This window comes from Pseudomonas farsensis (assembly GCF_014268805.2).
GTDB classification, from domain to species: domain Bacteria; phylum Pseudomonadota; class Gammaproteobacteria; order Pseudomonadales; family Pseudomonadaceae; genus Aquipseudomonas; species Aquipseudomonas farsensis.
Window position 1 is genome coordinate 1339492 of sequence record NZ_JABWRF020000002.1, and the last position, 24675, is coordinate 1364166.

A 24675-nucleotide genomic window follows, 5' to 3' on the forward strand; every position below is an offset into this window, starting at 1 on the left:
ACTGCCCTGTCAGACAACCTACCCGCACAAAAACAAATAGTGGGAGATACACAAGTGAACGACACCCTCGATCCGTCCGCCCGGATGGGAGGCGATGCGCTGGCCAGTGCCGTGGCCAAGGTCAAACGCCACGTCCTGCCGCTGTTCGTCATCATGTTCATCGTCAATTACCTCGACCGCGTCAATATCGGCTTCGTCCGCCCGCACCTGGAAAGCGACCTGGGTATCAGCGCCGCCGCCTATGGCTTTGGCGCCGGGCTGTTCTTCATCGGCTACGCGCTGTTCGAGGTGCCGTCCAACATGCTGTTGCAGCGCGTCGGTGCGCGGCTGTGGCTGACCCGCATCATGTTCACCTGGGGCCTGGTGGCAACCGCCATGGCGTTTGTGCAGAACGAAACCCAGTTCTATGTGCTGCGCTTTCTGCTCGGCGTGGCCGAGGCCGGGTTCTTCCCAGGCGTTATCTACTACTTCACCCGCTGGCTGCCGGGCGCCGAGCGCGGCAAGGCAATTGCCATTTTCCTCAGCGGCTCGGCGCTGGCTTCGTTGATTTCAGGCCCTCTGGCTGGGGCCTTGATGCAGATTCAGGGCCTGGGCCTGCACGGCTGGCAGTGGATGCTGTTCATCGAAGGCATGGCCTCGGTGACGCTGTGCTTCTTCGTGTTCTTCTGGCTCGATTCCAAGCCGCAGGACGCCAAGTGGCTGACGCCGGCGGAGCAGGCCGCGCTGGTGGACACCATCGATCGCGAACAGCGTGAACGCGAAGCGTCGGGGCCGGTGAAAGCTTCGGCCTGGAGCCTGCTCAAGGACCGCCAGATCGTGCTGTTCTGCCTGATCTACTTCTGCATCCAGCTGACCATCTACGCCGCCACCTTCTGGCTGCCGAGCATCATCAAACGCATGGGCGACCTCAGCGATATCCAGGTCGGCTTCTTCAACTCCATCCCGTGGCTGATCTCGATCATCGCCATGTACGCCTTCGCCTCCGGCTCGGTGCGCTGGAAGTTCCAGCAGGCCTGGGTAGCCGCCGCGCTGGTGATCGCCGCCATCGGCATGTTCATGTCCACCACCGGTGGGCCGGTGTTCGCCTTTGTCGCCATCTGCTTTGCCGCGATTGGCTTCAAGTCGGCGTCGTCGCTGTTCTGGCCGATCCCGCAGGGCTACCTGGATGCGCGCATCGCGGCGGCGGTCATCGCCTTGATCAACTCGGTGGGCAACCTGGGCGGCTTCGTCGCGCCGACCACCTTCGGCTTACTGGAGCAGCACACAGGGTCCATTCAGGGCGGGCTGTATGGCCTGGCGGTGACCTCGGTGCTGGCCGCCATTGCCGTGTTCTTCGTCCGTACCCGCCCCAAGGGCGCCGATTCTTCCGTGCCCAAGGCCCCGTCGGCCCTGAGCCAGACCCACTGACTGCGAGGTATCCCCATGAACATGCAAACCGCCCTCCATACCCAGACGCCCGTGGTCACCGACCTGCGCGTGATTCCGGTGGCCGGCCACGACAGCATGCTGCTCAACCTCAGCGGCGCGCACGGCCCGTACTTCACCCGTAACGTCGTGGTGCTGCGCGACAGCGCCGGCAACACCGGCCTGGGCGAGGTGCCTGGCGGCGAGAAAATCCGCCAGACCCTCGAAGACGCCCGCAGCCTGGTGGTCGGCCAGCCCATCGGCCATTACCAGCGCGTGCTCAACGCCATGCGCCAGACCTTCGCCAACCGCGATTCGGCGGGCCGTGGCCTGCAGACCTTCGACCTGCGCATCACCGTGCATGCGGTGACCGCCATCGAATCGGCGCTGCTCGACCTGCTCGGCCAGCACCTCAACGTGCCGATGGCCGCCTTGCTTGGCGAGGGCCAGCAGCGTGACGCGGTGAAGATGCTCGGTTACCTGTTCTACATTGGCGACCGCCAGCAGACCGACCTGGCCTACCGCAACGAGGATGACGCCGATGACGACTGGCTGCGCCTGCGCCATGAAAAGGCCATGACCGCCGAGGCGGTGGTGCGCCTGGCGGAGGCTGCGCAAAAGCGTTATGGCTTCAGCGACTTCAAGCTCAAGGGCGGCGTGCTGCGCGGCGAAGAAGAAATGGAAGCGGTAACGGCGCTTGCCGAGCGCTTCCCTGAAGCGCGCATCACCCTGGACCCCAATGGCGCCTGGTCACTCAAGGAAGCCATTGCCCTGTGCCGCGACAAGCACGATGTACTGGCTTACGCCGAAGACCCTTGCGGCGCCGAAAACGGCTATTCCGGGCGCGAAGTGATGGCCGAGTTCCGCCGCGCCACCGGGCTGCGTACGGCCACCAACATGATCGCCACCGACTGGCGGCAGATGGGCCATGCGATCCAGTTGCAGTCGGTGGATATTCCGTTGGCCGACCCGCATTTCTGGACCTTGCAAGGCTCGGTGCGGGTGGCGCAGATGTGCAACGACTGGGGGCTGACCTGGGGTTCGCATTCCAACAACCACTTTGATATTTCGCTGGCGATGTTCACCCAGGTGGCTGCAGCGGCGCCGGGTGAGATCACCGCTATCGATACCCACTGGATCTGGCAGGACGGCCAGCGCCTGACCCGCGAGCCGCTGCGGATTGTCGATGGCCATGTGCACGTGCCGGCGCGGCCGGGGTTGGGTGTGGAAATTGATGAAGACCAGTTGGCCAAGGCCAATGAGTGCTACCGCAACATGGGCTTGGGCGCGCGCGATGATGGTGTGGCGATGCAGTTCTTGATCCCGGGGTGGACGTTTGATAACAAGCGGCCGTGCCTGGTGCGCTGAGCCACGGCTGTCGCTGGGCTGTTTGGGAAATCCCAGGGTTTGATGCAAGCCTGCACCGGCCTCATCGCAGGCTAGCGCCAGCTCCCACAGGGGCCGTGCTCAACCGCAACATTGCTGGTTGGGCCCAATCCTTTGGGAAATGATAGAGCGTCGTGGCGAGCGGGCTTGTCCCGCGTTGGGCTGCGCAGCAGCCCTGAAAACCCCAGGGGCTGCTGCGCAGCCCAACGCGGGACAAGCCCGCTCGCCACAAGGGAGCTCGCCACAAGGAGATATGTCTGGCGGGAACAGGCTTTCACAAAACCACAGAATCTGCGCCGGGCACCTATATCAGTGCTCGGCGCTGTCTTTGTGGGAGCCTGCGATGAGGCCGGTGCAGGATTGCAGAAAACCGACGTGGGTTCACCCGCTCCCAATGGGCACATCAACCCGCCGCGAAAAACGCCCGGGCCATGGCCACGAACGCCCCCAGCACCGGGTTGGGGTTGTCCCGGCAGTACGCCAGGAAAATCTCCGCCTGCTGCTCCATCCCCAACAACGGCTTGAACACCACCTGCTCCAGCCGCAGCGCCTGCGCCGAAGCGGGCACCACCGCGCAGCCAAGCCCGACATTCACCAACCCCAGAATCGAATGCGTCTGCCCCAACTGGTGCAGATACCGCGGCTGCACCTCATGGCGGGCGAACAGATTGGCGATGCGGTCATGGAAATAACGCCCTTCGTTGGCGCTGTACATCACGAACGGCTGGCCATCGAAATCCCCCGGCCGCAGCCGCTCGCGAGCGGTCAACCCATGCCCGGCGGGCAGGGCGGCGACAAACGGCTCGCGGTGAATCGGCAAATACTCCACCCGCGCGCTCGGCAGCACCTGGCGCACCAACCCCACATCGATCAACCCGGCTTCAAGGTCATGCACCTGGGTGGCCGAAATGCGCTCGCTCAGCACCAGTTCGATATCGGGCAAGGTTTGTCCGGCATGCACCAGCAAGCGCGGGATCATGCTGTAGGCGCCCACCGCCGTGAAGCCCAGTGTCAGCCGCCCGGCCTCGCCGTGGGCGATGCGCCGGGCCGAACGGCTGGCCGCTTCGCTGATCTGCAAGATGCGCCGGGCATCTTCCAGAAACGCCTGCCCGGCCAGCGTCAGCCGCGCCTGGCGGTTGTTGCGCTCAAGCAGCAACACCCCAAGCGAATGCTCAAGCAACTGGATCTGCCGGCTCAGCGGCGGCTGGGTCATGTGCAGGCGCACGGCGGCGCGGCCGAAGTGCAGCTCTTCGGCAACGGCCACGAAACAGCGCAACTGGTGCAATTCCATGATTCAATTCCTGGATTATTCGATGCGTCATCTATATTAGACCTGTATCGAATGCCGGCCTAGCATCGACTCATGTCTTCGAACTGCCGGATGCCAACGATGAACGCTTCCCCCATCGACGTGCTGTTGACCCAACCTGTGCCCGAGGCCATCGACGCCGAGCTTGCCAGCGCCTATCAGGTGCACCGCTTGTACCAGCACGCCAACCCGCAACAACTGCTGGCCGACGTGGGCCCGCGTATTCGCGGTGTGGTCACCGGCGGCGCCAAGGGTATTTCCAACGCCCTGATGGACCAGTTGCCAGCGCTGCAGATTGTCGCCATCAGCGGCATTGGCACCGACGCGGTAGACCTGCGCCACGCCGCCGCTCGCGGCATCGATGTCACCACCACCCCCGGCGTACTCACCGCCGATGTCGCGGACCTGGCCATGGGCCTGATCATCAGCACCTTGCGCCGCCTCGGCGAGGGCGAGCGGCTGGTGCGCGACGGGCAGTGGGGTGCGCTGAACCTGCCGCTGGCCCGCCGGGTGAGCGGGGCCGCGCTGGGCATCATCGGCCTGGGCCAGGTGGGCAAAGCCATTGCCCGCCGCGCCGCAGCCTTCGACATGGACATCGCCTACAACGGCCGCCATGAACAGCCTGACAGCGGCTACCGCTATGAAGCCGACCTGGTGGCGCTGGCGCGCTCGGTGGATGTGCTGGTGGTGGCCGCCTCGGCCGATGGCGGGCAGGTGCTGGTGACCGCCGAGGTGCTCGATGCACTGGGGCCGCAGGGTTACCTGATCAACGTCGCGCGCGGCAAGTTGGTGGATGAGCAGGCGCTGGTCGAGGCCCTGCGCGAACAGCGGATTGCCGGCGCCGGGCTGGATGTGTTCGTCGACGAACCTTATGTGCCGCCGACCTTGTGCGCGTTGGACCAGGTCAGCCTGCAGCCGCACCGGGGCAGCGCCACGTTGCAGACCCGGCTGGAGATGGGGCGCATCGTCTTGCGCAACCTTCAGGCGCGCTTTGCTGGTGAGGTGCCGCCGAACCGGGTGACCTAGCTTCAGGGCCTCATCGCAGGCTATCGCCAGCTCCCACAGTGATCGCGTCGCTGCTGATTTTTGTGGGAGGTGCCGCCGAACCGGGTGACCTAGCTTCAGGGCCTCATCGCAGGCTATCGCCAGCTCCCACAGTGATCGCGTCGCTGCTGATTTTTGTGGGAGGTGCCGCCGAACCGGGTGACCTAGCTTCAGGGCCTCATCGCAGGCTATCGCCAGCTCCCACAGTAATCGCATCGCTGCTGATTTTTGTGGGAGGTGCCGCCGAACCGGGTGACCTAGCGCCAGGGCCTCATCGCAGGCTTCGCCAGCTCCCACAAAAATCAGCAGCGACGCGATCACTGTGGGAGCTGGCGAAGCCTGCGATGAGGCCATCAGCAACACCACAAAGCCCCACCTTCTGTCCGACAAAAACAATCGCTTCCCAAGAGAAGCAAGAGGGTCCACATGAACAGCAAATCCGCCGCCGCAGCCGCGCCGATAGTGGCAAGTATCGGCCGCCATCGCTTCAAGGTCCTGGCGCTGATCTTCGTCATCACCGTGATCAACTACGCCGACCGTGCCACCTTGTCGATCACCGGCACCCAGGTACTCAGCGACCTGGGCCTGGACCCGGTGATGCTTGGCATGATCTTCTCGGCCTTCGCCTGGGCCTATGCCCTGGGCCAGGTGCCCGGCGGCTGGCTGCTCGACCGCTTCGGCGCGCGCCGGGTGTATGGCATCAGCCTGATCCTCTGGTCGCTGTTCACCCTGCTGCAGGGCACCGTCGGCTGGATGGGCCTGGCCGGGGTGTCGGCGGCGGTGGCACTGTTCTCGCTGCGCTTCATGCTCGGGCTGGTCGAGTCGCCGGCCTTCCCGGCCAACTCGCGCATCGTCAGCTGCTGGTTCCCCACCCGCGAACGCGGCACCGCCTCGGCGCTGTTCAACTCGGCGCAATACATGGCCGTGGTGGTGTTCGCCCCGCTGATGGCGTGGATGACCCACACCCTGAGCTGGGAGCAAGTGTTCATCTGGATGGGCGTGCTGGGGCTGGCGCTGAGCGTGGTGTGGTTCCGCCTGTACCACGAGCCGCACAGCGCCCCTGGCCTGAGCCGCGAAGAGCTCGACTACATGCGCGAAGGCGGCGCCCTGGTAGACCTTGAGCAAGAGCGCAAAACCGCCAAGAGCAAACCTACCCGCGCCGAAATTGCGCAACTGTTCACCAGCCGCAACCTGTGGGCGGTGTACCTGGGCCAGTACTGCATCACCGCGCTCACCTACTTCTTTATTACCTGGTTCCCGATCTACCTGATCAAAGGCCGCGGCATGACCATCATGGAAGCCGGCTGGGTCGCCGCGCTGCCGGCCATCTGCGGCTTCACCGGCGGCATCCTCGGCGGCTTCATCTCCGATTGCCTGATCAGCCGTGGCGTGCACCCGTCCACGGCCCGCAAAACCCCGTTCGTGATCGGCATGGCGCTGTCCACCAGCCTGGTGCTGGCCAACTTCGTCGACGGCAACGCCGCCGTGATCGCCCTGATGACCCTGGCCTTCTTCGGCAAGGGCCTGGCAGCGGTGGGCTGGGCGGTGCTGTCGGATGTGGCGCCGAAGAAAATGGTCGGCCTGTGCGGCGGCGTGTTCAATGGCATCGGCAACGTTGCCGGCATCGTCACCCCGCTGGTAATTGGCTATGTCGTGGCCAGCACCGGCTCGTTCGACAACGCATTGTGGTTCGTGGCCGCCCATGGCGTGCTAGGGATCTTCGCTTACCTGTTGCTGGCCCGACGCTTCGAGCGTACCGGGCAGGCGTAGGCAGACGCCTCGGCAACAGAGCCTCGGGAAACCGGGGCTTTTTTTCGCCTGGCACAAACACAAGGCACGCTGATGGCACTTGTCGTTTCCAGACATGCCAATCACGACATCTGGCGCGAACCGGCAACCCCTGTCGTGATCGCGCACCTTCACGGCGCTCTCGAACAATTTTGACCGGCCGGTCGCGGATTAAATAAACCCCGTATTCACCGGTGCGTTGCTCTGTAAAGCGTGAAGAAGGTCAACAACAGAGCGTGAGCGACGTGTCATTCTTAGTGTTTTCAAGGAGATACTGTTCGCCTACGCCTGCCCGTCCCTTCCTTGTGTCAGCAAAAAGAGAACAAGATCAATGAACACCGTGGGAACTGATGGCAACCTTGCACAAGGTTTCAAGCCACGTCATGTAACGATGCTGTCGATTGCCGGCATTATCGGTGCAGGACTTTTCGTAGGCTCCGGGCACGCCATTGCGGCAGCCGGGCCCGCAACCATAATTTCCTATTTCGTTGCCGGCACCCTGGTGGTGCTGGTAATGCGCATGCTCGGCGAAATGGCCGTGGCGCACCCCGACACCGGCTCGTTTTCCACCTACGCCGACCAGGCCATTGGCCGCTGGGCCGGCTACACCATCGGCTGGTTGTACTGGTGGTTCTGGGTGCTGGTGATCCCCATCGAAGCCCTGGCGGCCGGGCATGTGCTCAACGCCTGGTTCCCACAGATAGATAGCTGGATCTTCGCCCTGGCCTCGGTACTGCTGCTGGCCGGCACCAACCTGTTCAGCGTGGCCAAGTACGGCGAGTTCGAGTTCTGGTTCGCCATCCTTAAAGTCACCGCCATTCTAGGCTTCATCAGCCTGGGCTTCGCCGCCCTGATGGGCTGGCTGCCCAACCGCGAAGTCAGCGGCCTGAGCACCTTGATCAACGAACACGGCGGCTTTGCCCCGAAAGGCTGGTCGGCGGTGATCGGCGCGTTCATCACTGTGATGTTCAGCTTCATCGGCACCGAGGCTGTCACCATCGCGGCCTCGGAGTCTTCGGACCCAGCGCGCAACATCGCCAAGGCCACCCGCTCGGTGATCTGGCGCATCAGTACTTTTTATATCCTGTCGATCTTCGTGATCATCTCGGTGGTGCCGTGGAACGACCCACAGCTGGCCGTGGTGGGCTCGTACCAGCGCGCACTGGAAATCATGAATATCCCCAACGCCGCGCTGATGGTCGACCTGGTGGTGCTGGTGGCCGTGACCAGCTGCATGAACTCGTCCATCTACATCGCCTCGCGCATGATGTACTCCCTGGCCAAGCGCGGCGACGCGCCGGCCATGCTGAAAGTGACCTCAAGCGCCGGCGTGCCTTGGGCCGCTGTGTTCGGCAGCACCCTGATCGGCGCGGCCATCGCGGTGCTGAACTACTTCGCACCCAAGGGCGTGTTCGAGTTCCTGCTGGCCAGCTCCGGCGCCATTGCGCTGCTGGTGTACCTGGTGATCGCCATTTCGCAACTGCGCATGCGTGGGCGGTTGGAGCGCGAGAACGCCGACCTGAAGTTCCGCATGTGGCTGTTCCCGTATCTGACCTGGGGCGTGATCATCTTCATCAGCTGCGCGCTGGGCGTGATGATGTACACCGAAGAACACCGCGCAGAAGTGAGCGCGACGCTGAGCCTGGCGATCTTGATTTCGTTCCTGGGCATCGTGACTACCCGCGGGCACAAACGGGCGGTGGCGGCGGGGGCGGTTGGGTGATTGGGGTGGTATGAGCGAGGAGGGCGCCTTAGCCGAGGGCGCCCTTTTTTGTTGGAACAGCGGCGGCGGTGCACGACCTCACCCTGGAGATGTGGGCATTGCCGTGGCGCTGCCGAGCGAGATCAGATGCGCGACATTCTCTGCCTGCATACTGACGTGCCCCGCTCATGCAATGCGCTGATTAGTTGCAAGCCCCTGATACGCGGCAGGCGCAACTGGTAGGTACATGGCACGCGTGGTCCTTGCAACGCATGGCTTGAGCCTCGTTGCCGCCACCTGGGTAGGCGCCAAAGTGTTTCTCATAAAGCGCAATGGTCTGGGCGAAAGCGTTCTGCAGTTCCTGATAGTCCTCTTGGCCATAGATGCCGAAGTAGGGGTAGTGGTCGATGAAGCGGCCGAATACGTGGTGGCAGTCTTCACGATAGGCGCGCGTGTCCAGAATATGAGCATGCCAGATAGCATCCACAGCCTTGCTGGGAACAAGCGATACCGACGGGTAGAAACGCTTGAGCGTCAGAAAACGGCGGTACTCCAGTTCACCCAAATCCCATTCGGTTGTGCTCATCTCGGCCTCAGAAGAGGCCGTGTATTTATGCTTCAAACGCTGAAAGTCCAAACGATCGACGTTCAGGTCCAGGCCATTGGCGGCGAGCAGAGGTTGAGTCAGTGACAAGACTGCGTTCATGGATGTTTCTCCTGTGAGTTACGGTTAACGGCCTTGATAGGCCGCCTTCGTTTCAACTCACGCTCGAAGCGTTGACGGCTGACCAGCGCGCACGGGCTGTAGCCATTGGACGTAACTTGATAAAGCAGGCGCCAGTCGCTCCCCAACTTAAAGCGCAGCAAGCCATCACAACTGCGCACGCGCTTACCGCCCAACACAGTGAACGGTATCCCGGCCATCAGGGCGCGGTGGATATCGAGGGCTTTGGATTTGTAGCAGCTACCGACCTGATGCGGGCAGCGGGCGATGATCGATTGAATGGTGTGCATGACAGGCTCCGTACTTGATGACGGAGCCAGTGTTGATCTGTGGAATCCACAACCTTCCTACTTTTAGCGCCAGCTATCCAAAAGGTTGTCGAAGCTGTTCGCTTCATCGTATTCACGGATAATCAGGTCACGGTAATGCTGCAGCAGGCCGTTACAGGGCTGCGCATCGCGAGCTTTTTCGTAAGCCTTTTGCAGGTCGCCGCTGAAGTAGTGAGCCATCATGCTGTCGCCCAAGGACAGCGTGGCAGTTTGCGCTGCCAGGCTTTTAAGCAGATTGCCGTGCAACTGGCCGAGCCCCATTTGCGGTAATGCGTCGGCGAATGGATTGCTCAGGCGTTCTTGGTAAAGGTCGGCGACAGGCAGCCTGTCCAGGAAGTGGATGAGCTCTTGGCGCAGCAGGCCAAGCCCGGCGAGTGACTGCCGGTCCAGGAATAATTCCCTTGCCCAGTCGATCATGCCTTGGCGTTTGGCACCTGGTTTGATGATGTCGATGACTGCCTTAGGTTCACCGAATACGCCCTGAAGCAGGATGGCATTCCACAGCAAGGTTATGTGAGCGGGGTTGATCAGCACCCTGTTACGGCTATCAGGGCCCCCGCCTATCGGCAGCCATTGGCGCTCGATCAAGATGAGTTTTTGTCTGTCGGGGTGGCGATAGACCTTGTCCTTGATCGAAGGGCTCAACGCATCGGCCAGTGTCTTTACGGCATCCAGCAACTTGCCGTGCTGCGTCAGTGGTTTAGCCAGGCCTATCTGTTTACACAGTAAGTCTTCCAGCACGCGCGAAAACTCAGGCCATGTTCGGGCTTCACTGCGCACAGGACTTCTCCAGCAAATCCTCAACGTTGTGCATGCCTTCGTCTAGCGCTACAGGTGTAGCGGCAATCTTTTGCGCCTGGGTAAACCAGTCGTTAGTCGCGCAGGTATAGCTACGGCGGTACTCATCAAGCACCCCCTTGCACCAGCCCGCGCGCAACGCATCGGACACGCTGGTGGAGACCCCCGCGAGCAAACGTTGCTCATCCCTCGTTTGGTAAATCTTCACCAATGCCTGGCAATTGCTGATCAAAGGCTCTGCTGGCTCATCAGCCTGAGCCACAGACAAAAACAGGCTTGCCGCGAGCCAAACCAGCGGGCGCATTGCGGATTTCAAAGGCTGTCCTCCCGGGTCGCATAGACGGAGTCGGGTTGTGTAACTCCGATGGTGGTGTCGTCGACACGAGGCAGCGGCTTATTGTTGCTAGTCGGGGCCGCAAGGTAGAGCGCCAGAAGGACTGATGCGTACGTCAAGCATTCGCTCAGCAGTGTGCCGGTTTGCAGGTCGCGAATATGGGCATGCAGGTCGCCTCCGTTGAGCGTTACACAGATGCCCAGCCCCACCAGCAACAGGCAGAAGGCACACATCAAGCCTTGGGCAAGTAAGACGCGGTTGAGGCTGTGCCAGAAGCCTGCCTTGAAGTGGCGACAGTAGCGGACGTGGCGCCATAGCAGCGGTAGCAGTGATAGGACGGCGCCTGCTTCAACCAAGGAGATATCTGACAGCCCCTCATCGTAGGTAAAAATGCCGAAGGGCATGAGCACCAAAGTGGAAAGGCCTAGCAGCCAGCAGCCACCAAGCGCACACCAGCGCAGCAGCACTCGCAAGGCTTTCGTTAACCCGAGGTCTAGCTTTGCAAACAGCGGCAATTGAGTGGGAGGCATGTCGAGGCTTTCACATCCTTGTGGAGAGCGTGAGTCATGTCAGCAATGATGCCATAGTAATGGCTCTGTCGCAGGTGGCTCACCTTGCCGCTCGCATCGCTAGGTGGCATTTTGCGTTAAGCAGGTAGATAGCGATTATTTTGCCGTGGGGTGATGGCAAGTTCGCCGGGGGCTAAACCCCCCGGCGCTATCACTTCATTTAAAGCTGAAAGACACCAACTTGCTTATGCAGCCCCTGTGCGAGCTGCTGCAAGGTGGTCGCCGTTTCAGTCGTCTGCTCCACGGCCTGGCTGTTTTGCTGGGACATCTGTGCAATCCGCTCCACATTGCGCGCCACATCCTGGCTTGCGGCCGTCTGTTCGCGCAGCGCCAGGGAAATCTGATCCACCATGCGCACCACGTCACCCGAAGACTGACGAATATTGACGATCGCATCCCCTGCACGTTGCGCAAGTTCCACGCCGCCCTTCACCTGATGCACGCCAACCTCCATCTGCCCCACAGCATCACGCGTACCGGTCTGGATGCGCTTGACCATCTCCGTGATTTCCTGGGTCGAGTTGCCCGTACGTTGTGCGAGCAAGCGAACTTCGTCGGCCACAACCGCAAACCCACGGCCCTGTTCACCCGCACGAGCGGCCTCGATGGCGGCGTTCAGGGCAAGCAGGTTGGTTTGCTCGGCAATGCTTTTAATGACGCTGACGATACTGCTGATCTGCTCAGCATGGCTATCGAGGTCGCTGATCTGGCTGGCGGACGCCTCTACGGTGTCCGCAATCAGGTTCATGCGTTCAAGCGTCTCCTGAATCACACTGCCCCCTTCACTGGACTGGCGCCCAGACTCAGTGGACTGCGCATGGGCTTCGACAGCATTGTCCGAAACATGGTTGATACTCACCGTCAGCTCTTCCACCGTGGCCGCCATGGATGACGCCGAGTGGGATTGTTCTTGAGCGGACGACGAGAGTTGCAGCGATGCCGTCGAAATACTGTCCGCAGCCCCCACCAACTGTTCGGCACTGAACCTGATTTCACGAATCATCCCGCGCAGGCGGTCTTGCATGGCGACGAAGGCATGTTGCAACGTGCTGACCTCGTCGTTGCCTTTGGGCTCGATTTTATTGTCCAGGCGCCCGTCAGCAATATTGCGCGCGAGCGTGACAGCCTCAGCCAGGCGACCATTGATGGTGCTGGCGAGGAACGAGGCGATCAGCACTGCCAAAACCGCCGCCGCCAACCCACCCCCGATGAGGATGGTAAATGCCGTGGATTTGGATTGGTTCATCAGAAGGGTGCGCTCGTCCTGCAGCGCTTTTTCGGCCTCCTGGAATTCGCTGATGACCACTCGCATCGCATCCATCTTGGCTTTGGCCTGCCCGGAGCTGATTTGGGTGATCAGGGCTGTCAGCGGCGCCCGGTCGGCATTGACCTCACGGCGTAAGTTGATGCTGGTTTGCATGTCTTGCTGCAGCCACTGTTGGTAGACCTGTTGCAGGCGATCCAGCCGCGCTTGCTGCTGCGGGTTGTCTGCTGTGGCTTTTTTCACTCGATTGAGGGAGTCGGCGAAGACTTCCTCGCCTTTGACCATGGGCTCTAGAAAGCTGTCCTGGCCGGTGAGGGCGAAACCGCGCATGGCGGTTTCTATGTCTACCAGGCTGTTGAGGATGCTGGTGGAACGGTTTAGGACTTCGTAGCTGTGGATGTTGCGTTTGACGCTGGTGCTGACCTGGTCGAAGCCTCGTAGGGCGCAGAGGACCAAGACGGCGATGATGAGTAGGACAACGCCGAAACCGGTGTAGAGCTTTTTGGAGATGGTGAGGGTGGAGAACATGGTGGGGGCTACTCTTCAGGGCCTGGCTGGACGCTACGGTGGACTCTCTTGGGGAGGGTGGTGCGTAGTGACGTTTTGATATCAACCCGTATGAGTGTGGGTGTACAGGAAAAGTTCTTTGTACAGGTTTGATCTTTTTTCTTGGGGAGATGGCGGGGTTGAGGTCTTGTGTGGGGCGGTGTGTGAAGGGCGGGATTTCTGCTTGAGGGAGGTTCGATGCTGGGATATGGCTGAGGTTGTCGAGGCGGGATTTGTTGCTTCTGGAGGGGCGAAGATGGTCGAGATCTGAACGCCGGACCGGCGGTTTTGCCAGAACACGTTTTGCGACCGCTGCATGCCAATGTGGGCGGGGGAAAGGGTTGGTTGATCTATAGACGGAATACCGAGAGACTCAGCTAGAGATCAGGGGCATGTTCGAAGTCAACTTTTGCCATCAGTGTCTACGAACCATCGACGTGGATAGACCTGATTAATCTATGGGGGGGCTACCCTCGTCGTGGGCTGTTCTTCCATTATTTTCACAAAAAGTTGGATCCCACCTTGGTGTCGGTTACTATCCAAGGGTGGCCATGGGCCATCTCGACGTAGTAATGGATTTGGCTCGGCGGCGGATCCAATGGCGCGTTATCAGCCTCTCTGCCCGTTGCGCGTCTATTCATAGGCAAAGACTATCGCTCGTGACAGACGTGTTCCTCCCGCACCTTGAGCACTTAGGTATGGATAGGTTGATTTCCGGGTCCAGCAGGTGTCAACGGAGCAGCTAATGCACAGGGCTCCAAGACGCACGTTGATCAATCCTCATACAAATATTGGCCACGCAATAGTCGCCAGGTGCCATGATTTACAGACGCTGTCATCTACGGTTTTGTGGGCTTCTCAACGCATGTACTTTATTGGAGCTAATCATGGCAAACGAAAAATTTGAAAACATCTATTCAGAAGACTCGTTCTGGGACAAGGTTAAGAACTTCGCCATAGCTGCTGGCGAGTCGGCGCTGGAGCCAGCGCTCAAAATGTATTACTCAGCTATCGATAATGATACGCCCATCTGGGCTAAGACCACTATCTACGGTGCTCTTGGCTACTTTATCTCTCCGATTGACGTGATTCCTGATGTAACACCGTTCGTTGGCTATACCGATGATATCGGCGTTTTGTGCGCAGCTTTGGCTGCTACTGCCGCGCATATCAAAAATGAGCATGTGGCTAAGGCCAAGGAAACCTTAGCGCAATGGTTCTCGTAAGCGCCTAATTAAAACGGCGTAGTTTGAAATAGCGGCGACTGCTAATCACATTCAGTCGGTGTCTGCCAACCATTTGACAGGGCGTTTGACGTGCGCCACTGCCATTCGATTAAGTTGGCAGGGCCGCAGGGCTGAGAGGAGTAGAAGTATCCGTTTGCTCTAACGGGAGTTTTCAAAATGCGGCTGTTCTCCGCGAGCGCCGTGCAGGCGCGGTGGCGCCCGTATGTCCACACCTAGCGGATATAGGATGTGTCAATCTTAGGAGCGACTGTATAGCAGAAAAAATACGCCCAAGAGCGTCATCTTATTTTTTCGGATTTGGTGGGCCGGGGTAATTTGAATTGCCTGCCTAATTGTTTGATTTATAGCGTAAACATTGATTTGTTACATGTCGGTGGAATACCAATTGGAATACCGCAACAAGTATTTCTAGTCATGCAGCGATCTATCGGGATAGCTAGTCTGCACATCGCGGTTAGCACCTGCTACGGTAGGCAGAGAGGGCCACGAGATATATTGCAGATTACAGTTCGTCACAGCCTCCAGAAGCCATTTCAATTCAGCTTCCGGCTTGCGGATTCCGCACTCCCAGAGCTCAAAAACGCGCCAACCTTGCTTGAGCAGTTCGTTCCTGTTCTTCATGTCTCTCTTCACGTTTTGCTCGAATTTCAAGCGCCAGAAATCTTCGCGAGAGCTGGGGGTGGTCGCGTATTTGCAATCGGGATGCCTGTGCCAGAAACAGCCGTGAATGAAAATGCAGACGCGGTATCGGGGCAACACTACGTCGGGACGGCCCGTTAGCTTTCGTGGATGCAGGCGGAATCTGAAGCCGTTTCTGTGGAGCAGCTTCCTGACCTTCATCTCCGGAGCAGTATTGCTACTGCGAATGCTGGCCATCATGCGCGACCTGACGTCTTTACTGACGTTATCCATCGACTTTTCCCTCAGATGCAGCTGACCCCGATTAGGCTTACGACGTGGCGTTCCGTAATTTTATACAAATCCTTGCCCTACGCCGTCTCTAGGGCATTGGGAGTGCTTTCGGTGTGCCAAGCGATGGGCTCGGCGTGAAATTGTGTTTTCACCTTCGCAGGTGATCTAGTGATCGTACATGCGGCATCAAGCTGGATGTAGCTGCACTACTGCCCCATTCCTGGTACAGTAGCTCGGCTCTGCTACCTACGCTGTTGCCTTCTTGATATCTAGACCTTCGATGCCCATGATTGAATACCAGAACTCCCTGTTCCCGCCGGCCACTACCGCCAAGCCAGCTATCGCGGTCGAGGATGCTATCCAGGTCGTAGACCTATTCGCTGGCCCTGGCGGGTTGGGCGAGGGCTTTTCATCCTCCGGCAAAGGCAAACATTTCGATATCATCGTCTCTGCTGAAATGGATCCTGTTGCCAGGAAGACGTTAAAACTCCGTGCTTACTACCGATTGCTGAAGCGCGAATACCCTGACGGGTTAATGGACTACTATCGGTACTGTAATGGAGAAACAGATGAACCTAGCAGCAGCCCCGAGACCGCAGTGTTCTGGAAGCGTGCCGAACAGGAAGCACGGCAGATAACCTTGGGGTCGGAGGAAGGCGATAAAGAGTTAAATGGTATCATTCAGGACAGGTTGAATAAGGTGGGGCGCCCATGGGTACTCATTGGGGGACCTCCATGCCAAGCATACTCGATCGTTGGTAGAGCGAGAAACCAAGCCAAGCAAGACTATGTGGCGGAGAATGATCATCGGCATTTTCTTTATAAGGATTATCTACGTATAATTAAAGATTATCGTCCGACTGTCTTTGTTATGGAGAATGTTAAAGGTATCTTATCGTCCAAAGTTGGAGGGAAAGGTATTTTTCGACAGATTTTGCAAGATCTAGTAGACCCAAGTAAGGCGTTAGACGGGGTAGATGGTGGTCAAAAATATAAAATTTGCTCACTGGTTTCTGAAGAGTCTTACGGTTTTTCAGACTGTATAGATAGCGTGAAGCCAAAGTCGTTTATTATTGAAGCTGAAAAGTACGGGATACCGCAGGCCCGCCACCGCGTGATCCTTCTTGGGGTGGCTCTAGATGAGAGTGGTAAAGTTCCCGGGCATGACCTTTTGGAGAGATCTAATCCTGTATCGGTCCGGGAGGCTATAGGAGGACTTCCTAAGCTGAGAAGCAAGTTATCGCGGCGCGCGGATTGTCAAGCAGAATGGTATCGGACTGTTGCCGATGAGGTAGATGATTTATTACGCTGCGCTCAACTTGAGAGTGGCGAAATGATTGGCCCTCTTCAAGATACTCGGCGAGCGCTATTCGAAGGACCGCGTAGTTCTGGCGCTGAACGGGTGCCAAAGGAGAAGGGGCAGGGGCTTACTGGGATATCATCACTGGATGCTTGGTATAACGATCCAGAAATCAAGTACTGGATTAGTCATGATGCCCGAAGCCATATGCGGTCGGACCTGCGACGATATGTTTTTGCTAGTACCTTTGCCGCGCGGAATAAAACCTCCCCTAAGGGGCATGAGCAGTTCTCACTTCCTGGTCTTGCGCCCGCCCACAAGAATTGGGAAAGCGGTAAGTTTAGCGATCGCTTTCGAGTGCAGCTTGCAGAATATCCAGCTACGACTATTACTAGCCATATTTCGAAGGATGGGCACTATTTCATCCATTACGACCCTGCGCAATGTCGTAGCCTAACTGTTCGCGAGGCTGCGCGACTTCAGACATTCCCGGATAACTACTATTTTGAAGGGAACCGAACTCAGCAGTACCATCAGGTGGGTAATGCGGTACCGCCTCTGCTGGCTAACAAGATTGCGAAAATTGTCTACGACGTTGTTTGTCGAAGAATTTCTGAACGTCAAAAAAATGGTTCGGATGAGTTGTAAGTATGAGATGAGGATCGTCCACTTGTCGAGCAGAGCTATACGGCGCCGCTATTTGGTTGTCGCCAAGGCCCCCTAACTCCGTGAATTGTGAGCTTGTAGCAGAGCATTGCTGGATGATTGTTGTAACCGATTTTAATGACTGCTCAAGCTCGAACTTCATTTTAGAAGGATATGTTATTTAATCGGTCTTACATATCCTCCACTGGCATTCCTTCCTCTGCCATCCTCTTTATAAGCAGCTTGACTGCATTCTTATCTGGCCTTGCTAGGTTTAGGTTTCCCGATCCGATTTTCCGAAGGGCCTGGTCAGCCTTTGGCGACAGGAATCTATGCTGTTCGGCGGTCCGACGAATGATCTCGGCCTTAGGGGCGAGTGAGTGCAAAAGTATTTCGAAGTCGATTTCACTGTCAATCCTTGCAGACGATTTCGCTTCCTTTTTTTCTTGCGTAATATCACCTATATCAAGCGTCAAATGCTTAGGGATAGGCGGTATTTTAAATTCTTGTGTGCTGATGTTTTGCCAGCAAGCTTCAAGTTTGCAGTACTCCCCGACGTTGCGAACATTTGCCGGAGCATTTCTGATGGCGTCAGCGATTAGTGGAGTAAGAGATGTTATGATTTCCTGGAGTTCTTCCGGGACGGATTGTATGCTCCAGATTGCCCCCCAATTTAGGTTAGCCTTTGTTTGGTGATAAATTTTTTCGGCAATCCAAGAGAGTGTATAAGCAATTGTCTGTGATTTATATCCGCGATCATCCTTATACCATTCGGAGCTAGCAATGTGCTTGTCGGTCCAGCGGAATACCAGCCCCATTGCACAAGTGTTCCTATACCAAAGCTCGTTGAATTGGGTGGGCGACGACTTCCACGTTTTCGCGATTTGATCAGCAAATGCCATGAACGCTTTCTGCGCGCCTCTGGATACAATGTACGGCTTCCTTTCGAAGCTGAGAAAGTATTTGGCAAGCTCGGTTTTTTCGATAAGCTTGTCCTTAGGGAACTCCAGCAGAAATTTTTTCTTTTCGGCCACGGACGCGTACGCCGTGCCGTCACGGTACTGCCCGCGGGCGCGCTCATAGAACCACTTTTCACCCGTCATTGCACCGTTTTGAGGCGGAGCAGTTATCGTCCGGGAGTGACGTTCCATTTGGAGATGGAACGGATGGCTCGAGAAGAAGTCCGCCTCTGAGATTCGATTCTGGGTGTTGGCGTAACGCGAAATTTTCGGGACTACCTGCTCGATTCTTGCAGATGGAACTACTGATAGTTTCATTTGTACGTAGACGCGATCAAGCGGTGAGTCTGCAACATCCTTTGCATACAGAATAGATGCTGTTGTTTGACCACCATTCACAATCTGAAGGTTATGGATGGCCGCAATCCCTAGCTGTCCGTCTTCGAGTACCTCAAGCTTAACCGCAGATGCGGTCGCGGTTAGCCCGTTGTTGTATGCGAAGAACATGTCGGGCGTCTTTTTGATTGTTTCCAAGATGCCCTTGTTTACCTTGGTCTTGGCTTGGAGATAGGTCCGAACGTTCTGCTCGAGTAATCTTGCACCGTATAGGCCATAGACCTCGGCAAGCACGGGCCCCGGGATAGCAAGGAGGAAGGATTGATGCTCTTCGGTATTTGTTGAAGCCTTGAGGCACGCGATTGGCCCTCCAGCTATCTCGGCGATATTGACTTCGATAGATTCAGGCGAGTGGAAGCTTTTTTGAATTTCGAAGTAGCGAACTGCATCAAGTACGCTGTAAACAATAGGTACTCCGCCTATTTGCTCGCCAAGTTGTGGCGGTCGTTTAGTTGCCAAGCGGGCGTTGGAGAAAAGAATGATTCGCACTCTCTTGATGAGGTCGCGTGCTGAATATATGGGGTAGGCTGCAGCAAACGCTGGGCTTGTTTCTTCAATAGAATTGATGAAAGTCGATGAGCAGGCATTTTCGAAGAAGGCGGAGGCATGCTTGAACGCTGAGGTTAGGCGGTCATTGTTTATTGATTCAAGTTTCGTTCCGTCGCGGTAATCGCAGATAGCAAGATAAAGCGTTCCACGATCGACATCAAATCCATAGCCGTCGATTCGGTAAGGGCGCCGTCCTCCTTCCTTGTGACTGTGCGTGTATTCCAAGTCTATGGTGTCACCGTTATCTGACGCCGTTGCGGCATATAGCTCGAAAAAAGCTTCTTGCTGAAATATGCCGCGTGCCTCCGCTTCTAAAAGTATATCTTCTCGGAGTGCTTCGAATGCTTGCTGCAACCCACTCATGCTTCTATTCCCTCGAAGGCATCATCACAGCTGACGATGAAGGGAGAGCAGTCGCTCACACGAATGCTGTAGTTAACCATCTCGACGCCGGTGCGGAGATCACTGCGTTCGATACGAGGAAAGTCATTGGACACCTCGTAGAAAATTCGATCAACGAGAACCCAGCTCTCTTCACCATATTCCGGCATCTCTTGATATCCTGCTTCCAGTAAAGCGATCTCGAAGCATTCCAAAGCATTTGCACTTGTCCCGGAAATAGCGTCTCGTATCTCTGATACAAGAGCATTGAGAGTCCGCGCCGATGTTGCGACGGATGGAGTTGGGGCTATGCCTTGGTTGCAAATCAGGATCCGCCCCTGAACTGCGTCCAGTTGATCTTCGGAGGAAATTCGAATTCGTCGGTCGGCGGTTACTACCTGCGTCTTTACCTCAAATATGGAGCCGGCTACCACAAAATCTTGCTCATGACCGCCAGGACCATTCCAGCATTTGATAGCAGCGTTCCAACCAACGCGGTCACTAAGAACATCCCGCAGAAAAAGCAGTTCGCCTATCAAACCAATCCGTTCACTTTTTGAAAGTAAACGGCCGGCCCGATGGCTAAGCATCTCCTGCCAGCGATGAACCTCTTTGATTGCTTGTAGGAGCCCTTTCCCGGACTGCGTCGGTGCAAACCGTTCGGTTGCAAGCATGAGGCTCTTGCACATAAGCGCGAAATTTCTGAAATCGGCAGCATTACTTAGGCTCAGTACTAATCGTGAGCATCCGGGGGCTACTGAATGCATCTCGCAGGTCACTGCTGACATCCTTGGCAGGCTAGGCATTCCATGCAATACGCAATCGCCATCCAGCTGAAATACAAAATACCCGTTGAAGTCACGGCCTATTCTGAAATCGAGCGGATGGCTGCTGTCAGCAAGTCGAATGTTGTAGCAACCTGGATCTGTTGGCAGGGCGATAGACTTCCATTCATCAAGCATCCTGGGCCTCCACCATCGCCTCGGCGTCATCATCTTCCTCAGCGGCAAAGCTCTCAAGTTGCTGTCGATAGACAGCATTTATTTGGTAGGTTCTCTCCTTTGCGGGTTTATTAGTCTCGGGCATGCAGAAGGAAAGGGTTACGATGTGATGTTCATGTTTGAGAACCTCTTTTGGATCGGCTTGATCATCTCGATCGTTCCGCAGCTTCGCATTGAAGATGTGCACCAGCATCATCGGCCGCTCGCGCACGGAGCATGCGGCGCGTTCCTTCTTGTACGTTCCAGCTTGGTGGGCAGCATCTGCCTTCGCTTTTTGTAGATCGTTTAGTCCGATCTGAGCATCTCCAGGATCAGCAACGCGGTTTTTGTTACCATATACTCGATAGGTACCCTTTTGTACTGTCCCTTGATCCCGAGACCTTAAGTTCACATTATGACCAGCAAATGAAATGGATTCGCCCGATTGGCGCATGGGAAGTACTACATCCCATTTATCGAGTTCATCCGTGACACGGTCCTTGACGTAATCCCCGAAGAGAGATGTATCGGAAATCACCGAGAGATCGGGATGGTCTACGAACTGAAATTGGCGCATAAGATTTAGTACGTCGCGTCCTCCCGCAGCCCAGCGAATGAAGCCTTTCTGTATTTCTGCAGGGGTTCCGAGTGCAATGAGAAATTGCTCTACTGCACTGCTATGCGTATTTCCAATAGCAGGATCATTTGGAAGCGCGAAACCCTCGATGTGACGTGCCGAATAGTCTTGGGCGATTTTAAGCTTCTCCGCCGTCCGCATCTTGTTTGCCGCAGTGACCCTGATAGCGAGCGGGCTTTGCCGGACTTTGAGGCCGAAATCACGCGGTGTGCGGTGCGCGGCCTTCATGCGTTTGATCTCGCTTCTTAGTTCTTCTGTAGCTTCGTCTACATACTCGTAGTGGTCGAAGGACACCTGAGGAAGATAGAGTCGGCAATACTCTTCGTAGCCCGGTCGATAGCCGAACCAGCGCGCCATTTGCATAAGTGTATCGCTTGCAGTAGTATTCCGCAGTAGATAGGAGACCGTCAGACCTTCTAGCGTCAGACCACGTGAAAGCGCTAATCCGCCGATGGCTATTATATGGAGACCATCTGATTTATGTCGCGAGTAGTCCAGTTTACCGCCCCGCATATTGACGGTTAGGACTTTGATGGGCTGGACACCTTCATTGAGTACTTCAAGCAGGTCGCACCAATTCAGTCCAGAGCTACTGAACTCGATTTCGAAGCTACGTTCGAGATCATCCATGATGTCATCATTGATTTCATCCAGCGGCAGCGATGCATGTACCGAGATCGCGTCTTGGATCTCCGTAACATATTCGTAAACAAGTCCGAGGATCTTTTCTTGGATGGCGTTGAAACGACTGACGTTGATCATCATCGTACAGTGGGCTTTGCCCTTGTCTTGCAATACCCTTATGGCCCTTGTTATGCAAAAAACACGGATCGCGTGACGCAAGCTTGCCGGCATGTCGGAAACATTGTCTCCGCTTTTGTGCTTCAGCGGTAGTAGAGTTCGATAGTCGTCAATGATCTTGACCATGTTAGAGCGTAAGTTTCCGCCCTCACGGAAAACTCGATGTGAACCTACATAGTTAGTTGGTGGATCAAGCGCCTTGATGAAGTTTCCGGGGAAGAGGTCATCCGTCTCCATTTCCTCTGTCGTTTCTGGGTCGATGAAAATGTTGGCGAACGGTGTAGCGGTATAGCCGACATATGCAGAGCGAGGAAAGCGCGAGAGAATTTGTCGGATGATGCCGTTGATGGCAGTGGTCCGCTTGGGGTCAGAGGCGGTGTTAATAGACGCGTTGTCGGCTTCGTCGTCGATCAGCAGAAGTGGTAGGTCATAGCCACCGGTCTCTCCCTGTGTTTCAATCCATTGTGCGAGACGTTCAAGGATGGATTTGTTCTTTTTGGTAATAAAGATCATCGGCTCTTGATGACCTGCCAGGCCGAAATAAATGCCGTCTGCACCACTCGAAAAATCGGCTACCCGCGTTGTTCCATAGGAAGGAATTCTTCGCGCCGTTGCATAAGTCTGGATTGGCAATGACTGCTGAGCAGCCGCGCCAAACATCGAGATTTTGCCGATGAATGTTTCATCAATCCTTTCCTGCGTCTGGGCGCGCAGCGAGTTGGTTATCCCTGCAAGTAGAATAATTACACGATAGCCCGCATCGGCTGCTTTGCAGATCAGAGCAGAATAGTTGGTGGTTTTACCCGACTGGACGTTACCCATGACCATGCCGCGAACTGCACCGTAGAACTCGTCTTTTGGATCGCCGCACTGGTCCAGAATTTCATCAGTATCCGAGTGTAGGGTCGCCAGCACGGGCGAAGGAAGTGTCCCCGTCTCGAGGTAGTATTTCCGTAGGCGATTCCAATAGTAGAAATCAAGCTCCGGGCGCTTGGCATCTAGCCAAGGCCGGTGGCCTTTTGTAATAACCGCCCCTCGCTTCTGGGTAACTGTAAAGCTAGCTTCCAGTTCGCGGATAATCGCAATGATTGCTGGCTCGTCAAGACGCTGAAACGGCCCGTCGCGAACTATAGAAGGGATCGTACCTTCAGGTAAGCCTTGTCCTTGAGCAATATCGTCACCATATTGCTCTTCGATTTTCGAGCGGAAAAACGCAAGTTCGCTTTTAAACATTTACCACCACCCTTTGTCCTTGAGGTGTTTTACGACGAGGTCGGCCTGACTCGCCCACGGTTCAGTTGAAGCAAGAAGCTCACGCAGTGCTTTCATGTCCCCGCCTGAATGAAGCAGCAGTGAAGGGAGCGCCGTGTCGAGCTTTTCGAGAAATCTGTCTCTGTCTACAAAACCTTGATTCATCATTTCTGGACGAGAAGAATAGTCCTCGCCGATGCTTACAATAGGGAAGCAATCTTCAATGATTCCGAGTGCTGCTGCGAAGGCTTTGGCTCTATCTCTATCTTTGTCCTCTAGCATCCCTGTAATTAGGGGGTGCTCGCGGTTGATATAGTAGCGAACTTCACCGTTCCGCACGTACTTCGCCCAGACCGACGTTTTTCCAGCTTTTTCTTGGATCCGCCCGCCTCTGGACTGAAATACCTTTCCAGATCTACTTTTGAGCCGGCCGACGATGTCCTTCAAGCGGTTTTTAAGCCCTGAGGGTAGCTGCGCGTCTGCCTTATCGAGAGTGATTTTCCATATCGCATCTAGCGTGTTGGGGATGTTGATAGCGACCCTGACAAGTTGTGATAGCTCGCCGTGCCTTACCAGTCTAAACCACGTCCCATGTATGATGAGGCGGTGCTGTCTATAAACATAGAAGCCTTGATTTCGAACGAAACCTTCCTCACCGCCGAGCTGATCGTGCTCGCCCGCAGTCAATTTCGAATAGTGCGGTAGGATGAAGGCCTGCACTCCGATTGGCTGTCCATTAAAGTTAAGGATCTCCCTCGGCTGGGCCTGCGTTGCATCATGGTCGCGGAAAAAGGGATCTCTCGGCTTCAGTGGGATACCATTAAAACTGATTTTGAGTTTCCGAAGGCCTTCCTCGCCTCCTAAGTAGCGATGGAAAATGAGTGACAGCTTCTTTTGAGCGTGTGCGACTAGATCGTTAAAACCCTTGCCAGCAACTTGTCCATACTCGGAAAGGCGATCGCACATTCTCCAAATGATCTCTGTCCCGTTGCGCTCAAGGAGCCGCTGATCGGCCTGGGCTTCAATCTCATCTGGCTCAAGAACTCCCATCTTCCAGTTTTCGATGTCATCCAGATTCCACGATGCGCCGGAAAGTGCTCCATCCTGACTCGTGACTACGGTCAAATGCCGGCATTGTGACAGTGATGCCGACTTCATGCCCCACCCGAAGCGTCCGAGGTCATCAGGAGCTCGCTCTTCATTGGGATTGGTGCTGGCAGGTCTCATTGCCCGATGAAGTTCGGCCGATGTCATTCCGGATCCGTCGTCTAAAATCCTGACCTCGGGCCCATCATCCTTCCGGATGCATTTGATGTCGATGTTCTGGGCTCTCGCCTTGATGCTGTTATCTAGCAGATCTGCAAGAGCACTTGACAGGTCGTAATTCCCGAAGCTACGCGCTGAGGTCATCAGCGCGGAC

19 protein-coding genes and 1 pseudogene are annotated in these 24675 nt (G+C 56.4%); 7 read left to right on the forward strand and 13 right to left on the reverse strand.

Annotated features, from left to right (window positions below):
* Nucleotides 1-54 precede the first annotated feature (54 nt).
* Nucleotides 55-1407 (forward strand): MFS transporter, encoded by a 1353-nt coding sequence (locus tag HU719_RS15400; RefSeq protein WP_186537485.1) that lies wholly within the window; start codon nt 55-57, stop codon nt 1405-1407.
* A gap of 15 nt (nt 1408-1422) precedes the next feature.
* Entirely contained in the window at nt 1423-2772 is a 1350-nt protein-coding gene (gudD, locus tag HU719_RS15405) for a glucarate dehydratase (protein ID WP_186537484.1), read from the forward strand.
* A 421-nt stretch (nt 2773-3193) separates the two neighbouring features.
* Here the strand turns inward: gudD and HU719_RS15410 are convergent, their stop codons facing one another.
* Nucleotides 3194-4081 carry a LysR family transcriptional regulator gene (locus tag HU719_RS15410; RefSeq protein ID WP_186537494.1) on the reverse strand — a complete coding sequence of 296 codons (888 nt, stop codon included), beginning with the start codon at nt 4079-4081 and terminating at the stop codon, nt 3194-3196.
* 99 nt (nt 4082-4180) lie between these two features.
* Between HU719_RS15410 and HU719_RS15415 the strand changes: the two genes are divergently transcribed.
* The 3 genes from HU719_RS15415 (at nt 4181) to HU719_RS15425 (ending at nt 8654) form a co-directional block, all read left to right on the forward strand.
* Nucleotides 4181-5125 (forward strand): 2-hydroxyacid dehydrogenase, encoded by a 945-nt coding sequence (locus HU719_RS15415; RefSeq protein ID WP_186537493.1) that lies wholly within the window; start codon nt 4181-4183, stop codon nt 5123-5125.
* Nucleotides 5126-5569: 444 nt separating this feature from the next.
* On the forward strand, nt 5570-6913 hold the full coding sequence (locus tag HU719_RS15420) for an MFS transporter (protein WP_186536657.1): 1344 nt from the start codon (nt 5570-5572) through the stop codon (nt 6911-6913).
* Between the two features lie 349 nt (nt 6914-7262).
* Nucleotides 7263-8654 carry an amino acid permease gene (locus tag HU719_RS15425; RefSeq protein ID WP_186536658.1) on the forward strand — a complete coding sequence of 464 codons (1392 nt, stop codon included), beginning with the start codon at nt 7263-7265 and terminating at the stop codon, nt 8652-8654.
* 181 nt (nt 8655-8835) lie between these two features.
* Here the strand turns inward: HU719_RS15425 and HU719_RS15430 are convergent, their stop codons facing one another.
* The 7 genes and pseudogenes from HU719_RS15430 to HU719_RS23915 all read right to left on the reverse strand — a co-directional run.
* Complete coding sequence (locus HU719_RS15430) at nt 8836-9339, reverse strand: glycine-rich domain-containing protein (RefSeq protein WP_186536659.1); 504 nt, start codon at nt 9337-9339, stop codon at nt 8836-8838.
* Complete coding sequence (locus tag HU719_RS15435) at nt 9336-9647, reverse strand: ParE family toxin-like protein (protein WP_186536660.1); 312 nt, start codon at nt 9645-9647, stop codon at nt 9336-9338. Before HU719_RS15435 ends, HU719_RS15430 begins: the two co-directional genes overlap by 4 nt.
* A 63-nt stretch (nt 9648-9710) precedes the next feature.
* On the reverse strand, nt 9711-10466 hold the full coding sequence (locus HU719_RS15440) for a hypothetical protein (RefSeq protein WP_186536661.1): 756 nt from the start codon (nt 10464-10466) through the stop codon (nt 9711-9713).
* Nucleotides 10456-10800 carry a hypothetical protein gene (locus HU719_RS15445; RefSeq protein ID WP_186536662.1) on the reverse strand — a complete coding sequence of 115 codons (345 nt, stop codon included), beginning with the start codon at nt 10798-10800 and terminating at the stop codon, nt 10456-10458. The genes HU719_RS15440 and HU719_RS15445 overlap by 11 nt, the downstream gene beginning before the upstream one ends.
* Nucleotides 10797-11348, reverse strand: coding sequence for a hypothetical protein (locus HU719_RS15450; protein ID WP_186536663.1), 552 nt, complete (start codon nt 11346-11348; stop codon nt 10797-10799). Before HU719_RS15450 ends, HU719_RS15445 begins: the two co-directional genes overlap by 4 nt.
* 199 nt (nt 11349-11547) lie before the next feature.
* A complete protein-coding gene (locus HU719_RS23910; protein WP_437179680.1) occupies nt 11548-12411 on the reverse strand; it encodes a methyl-accepting chemotaxis protein in 864 nt (287 codons plus the stop codon).
* Nucleotides 12406-13179 (reverse strand): annotated as a pseudogene (locus HU719_RS23915) (CHASE3 domain-containing protein); the annotation flags it as partial. The gene HU719_RS23910 and the pseudogene HU719_RS23915, both read right to left, overlap by 6 nt.
* 905 nt (nt 13180-14084) lie before the next feature.
* Here HU719_RS23915 and HU719_RS15460 point away from each other — a divergent pair.
* The gene (locus HU719_RS15460) at nt 14085-14423 is read left to right on the forward strand and encodes a YkvA family protein (RefSeq protein WP_186536665.1); all 339 of its coding nucleotides are present in this window, start codon (nt 14085-14087) and stop codon (nt 14421-14423) included.
* A 429-nt stretch (nt 14424-14852) separates the two neighbouring features.
* Here the strand turns inward: HU719_RS15460 and HU719_RS15465 are convergent, their stop codons facing one another.
* Nucleotides 14853-15356: a very short patch repair endonuclease gene (locus tag HU719_RS15465; protein WP_186536666.1), complete on the reverse strand. Its 504-nt coding sequence runs from the start codon at nt 15354-15356 to the stop codon at nt 14853-14855.
* A 280-nt stretch (nt 15357-15636) separates the two neighbouring features.
* Between HU719_RS15465 and HU719_RS15470 the strand changes: the two genes are divergently transcribed.
* On the forward strand, nt 15637-17304 hold the full coding sequence (locus tag HU719_RS15470; protein ID WP_225917241.1) for a DNA cytosine methyltransferase: 1668 nt from the start codon (nt 15637-15639) through the stop codon (nt 17302-17304).
* Nucleotides 17305-17492: 188 nt separating this feature from the next.
* Here the strand turns inward: HU719_RS15470 and HU719_RS15475 are convergent, their stop codons facing one another.
* Genes HU719_RS15475 through HU719_RS15490 form a run of 4 tightly spaced genes read right to left on the reverse strand, consistent with a single transcriptional unit; the run spans nt 17493 to nt 24665 of the window.
* Nucleotides 17493-19568 carry an AIPR family protein gene (locus HU719_RS15475; RefSeq protein ID WP_186536667.1) on the reverse strand — a complete coding sequence of 692 codons (2076 nt, stop codon included), beginning with the start codon at nt 19566-19568 and terminating at the stop codon, nt 17493-17495.
* Complete coding sequence (locus HU719_RS15480) at nt 19565-20548, reverse strand: PD-(D/E)XK motif protein (RefSeq protein WP_186536668.1); 984 nt, start codon at nt 20546-20548, stop codon at nt 19565-19567. The genes HU719_RS15475 and HU719_RS15480 overlap by 4 nt, the downstream gene beginning before the upstream one ends.
* Nucleotides 20541-23237, reverse strand: coding sequence for a Z1 domain-containing protein (locus HU719_RS15485; RefSeq protein ID WP_186536669.1), 2697 nt, complete (start codon nt 23235-23237; stop codon nt 20541-20543). Before HU719_RS15485 ends, HU719_RS15480 begins: the two co-directional genes overlap by 8 nt.
* The gene (locus HU719_RS15490; RefSeq protein ID WP_186536670.1) at nt 23238-24665 is read right to left on the reverse strand and encodes an ATP-binding protein; all 1428 of its coding nucleotides are present in this window, start codon (nt 24663-24665) and stop codon (nt 23238-23240) included.
* Nucleotides 24666-24675 lie beyond the last annotated feature (10 nt).

Coding starts and splice junctions, on each gene's coding strand:
- gudD (WP_186537484.1), top strand. CDS start 1,423: ATGAACATGCAAACCGCCCTCCATACCCAGACGCCCGTGGTCACCGAC.
- HU719_RS15410 (WP_186537494.1), bottom strand. CDS start 4,081: ATGGAATTGCACCAGTTGCGCTGTTTCGTGGCCGTTGCCGAAGAGCTG.
- HU719_RS15415 (WP_186537493.1), top strand. CDS start 4,181: ATGAACGCTTCCCCCATCGACGTGCTGTTGACCCAACCTGTGCCCGAG.
- HU719_RS15420 (WP_186536657.1), top strand. CDS start 5,570: ATGAACAGCAAATCCGCCGCCGCAGCCGCGCCGATAGTGGCAAGTATC.
- HU719_RS15425 (WP_186536658.1), top strand. CDS start 7,263: ATGAACACCGTGGGAACTGATGGCAACCTTGCACAAGGTTTCAAGCCA.
- HU719_RS15430 (WP_186536659.1), bottom strand. CDS start 9,339: ATGAACGCAGTCTTGTCACTGACTCAACCTCTGCTCGCCGCCAATGGC.
- HU719_RS15435 (WP_186536660.1), bottom strand. CDS start 9,647: ATGCACACCATTCAATCGATCATCGCCCGCTGCCCGCATCAGGTCGGT.
- HU719_RS15450 (WP_186536663.1), bottom strand. CDS start 11,348: ATGCCTCCCACTCAATTGCCGCTGTTTGCAAAGCTAGACCTCGGGTTA.
- HU719_RS23910 (WP_437179680.1), bottom strand. CDS start 12,411: ATGCAAGACCGCCTGCGCGGGATGATTCGTGAAATCAGGTTCAGTGCC.
- HU719_RS15460 (WP_186536665.1), top strand. CDS start 14,085: ATGGCAAACGAAAAATTTGAAAACATCTATTCAGAAGACTCGTTCTGG.
- HU719_RS15465 (WP_186536666.1), bottom strand. CDS start 15,356: ATGGATAACGTCAGTAAAGACGTCAGGTCGCGCATGATGGCCAGCATT.
- HU719_RS15470 (WP_225917241.1), top strand. CDS start 15,637: ATGCCCATGATTGAATACCAGAACTCCCTGTTCCCGCCGGCCACTACC.
- HU719_RS15475 (WP_186536667.1), bottom strand. CDS start 19,568: ATGAGTGGGTTGCAGCAAGCATTCGAAGCACTCCGAGAAGATATACTT.
- HU719_RS15480 (WP_186536668.1), bottom strand. CDS start 20,548: ATGCTTGATGAATGGAAGTCTATCGCCCTGCCAACAGATCCAGGTTGC.
- HU719_RS15485 (WP_186536669.1), bottom strand. CDS start 23,237: ATGTTTAAAAGCGAACTTGCGTTTTTCCGCTCGAAAATCGAAGAGCAA.
- HU719_RS15490 (WP_186536670.1), bottom strand. CDS start 24,665: ATGACCTCAGCGCGTAGCTTCGGGAATTACGACCTGTCAAGTGCTCTT.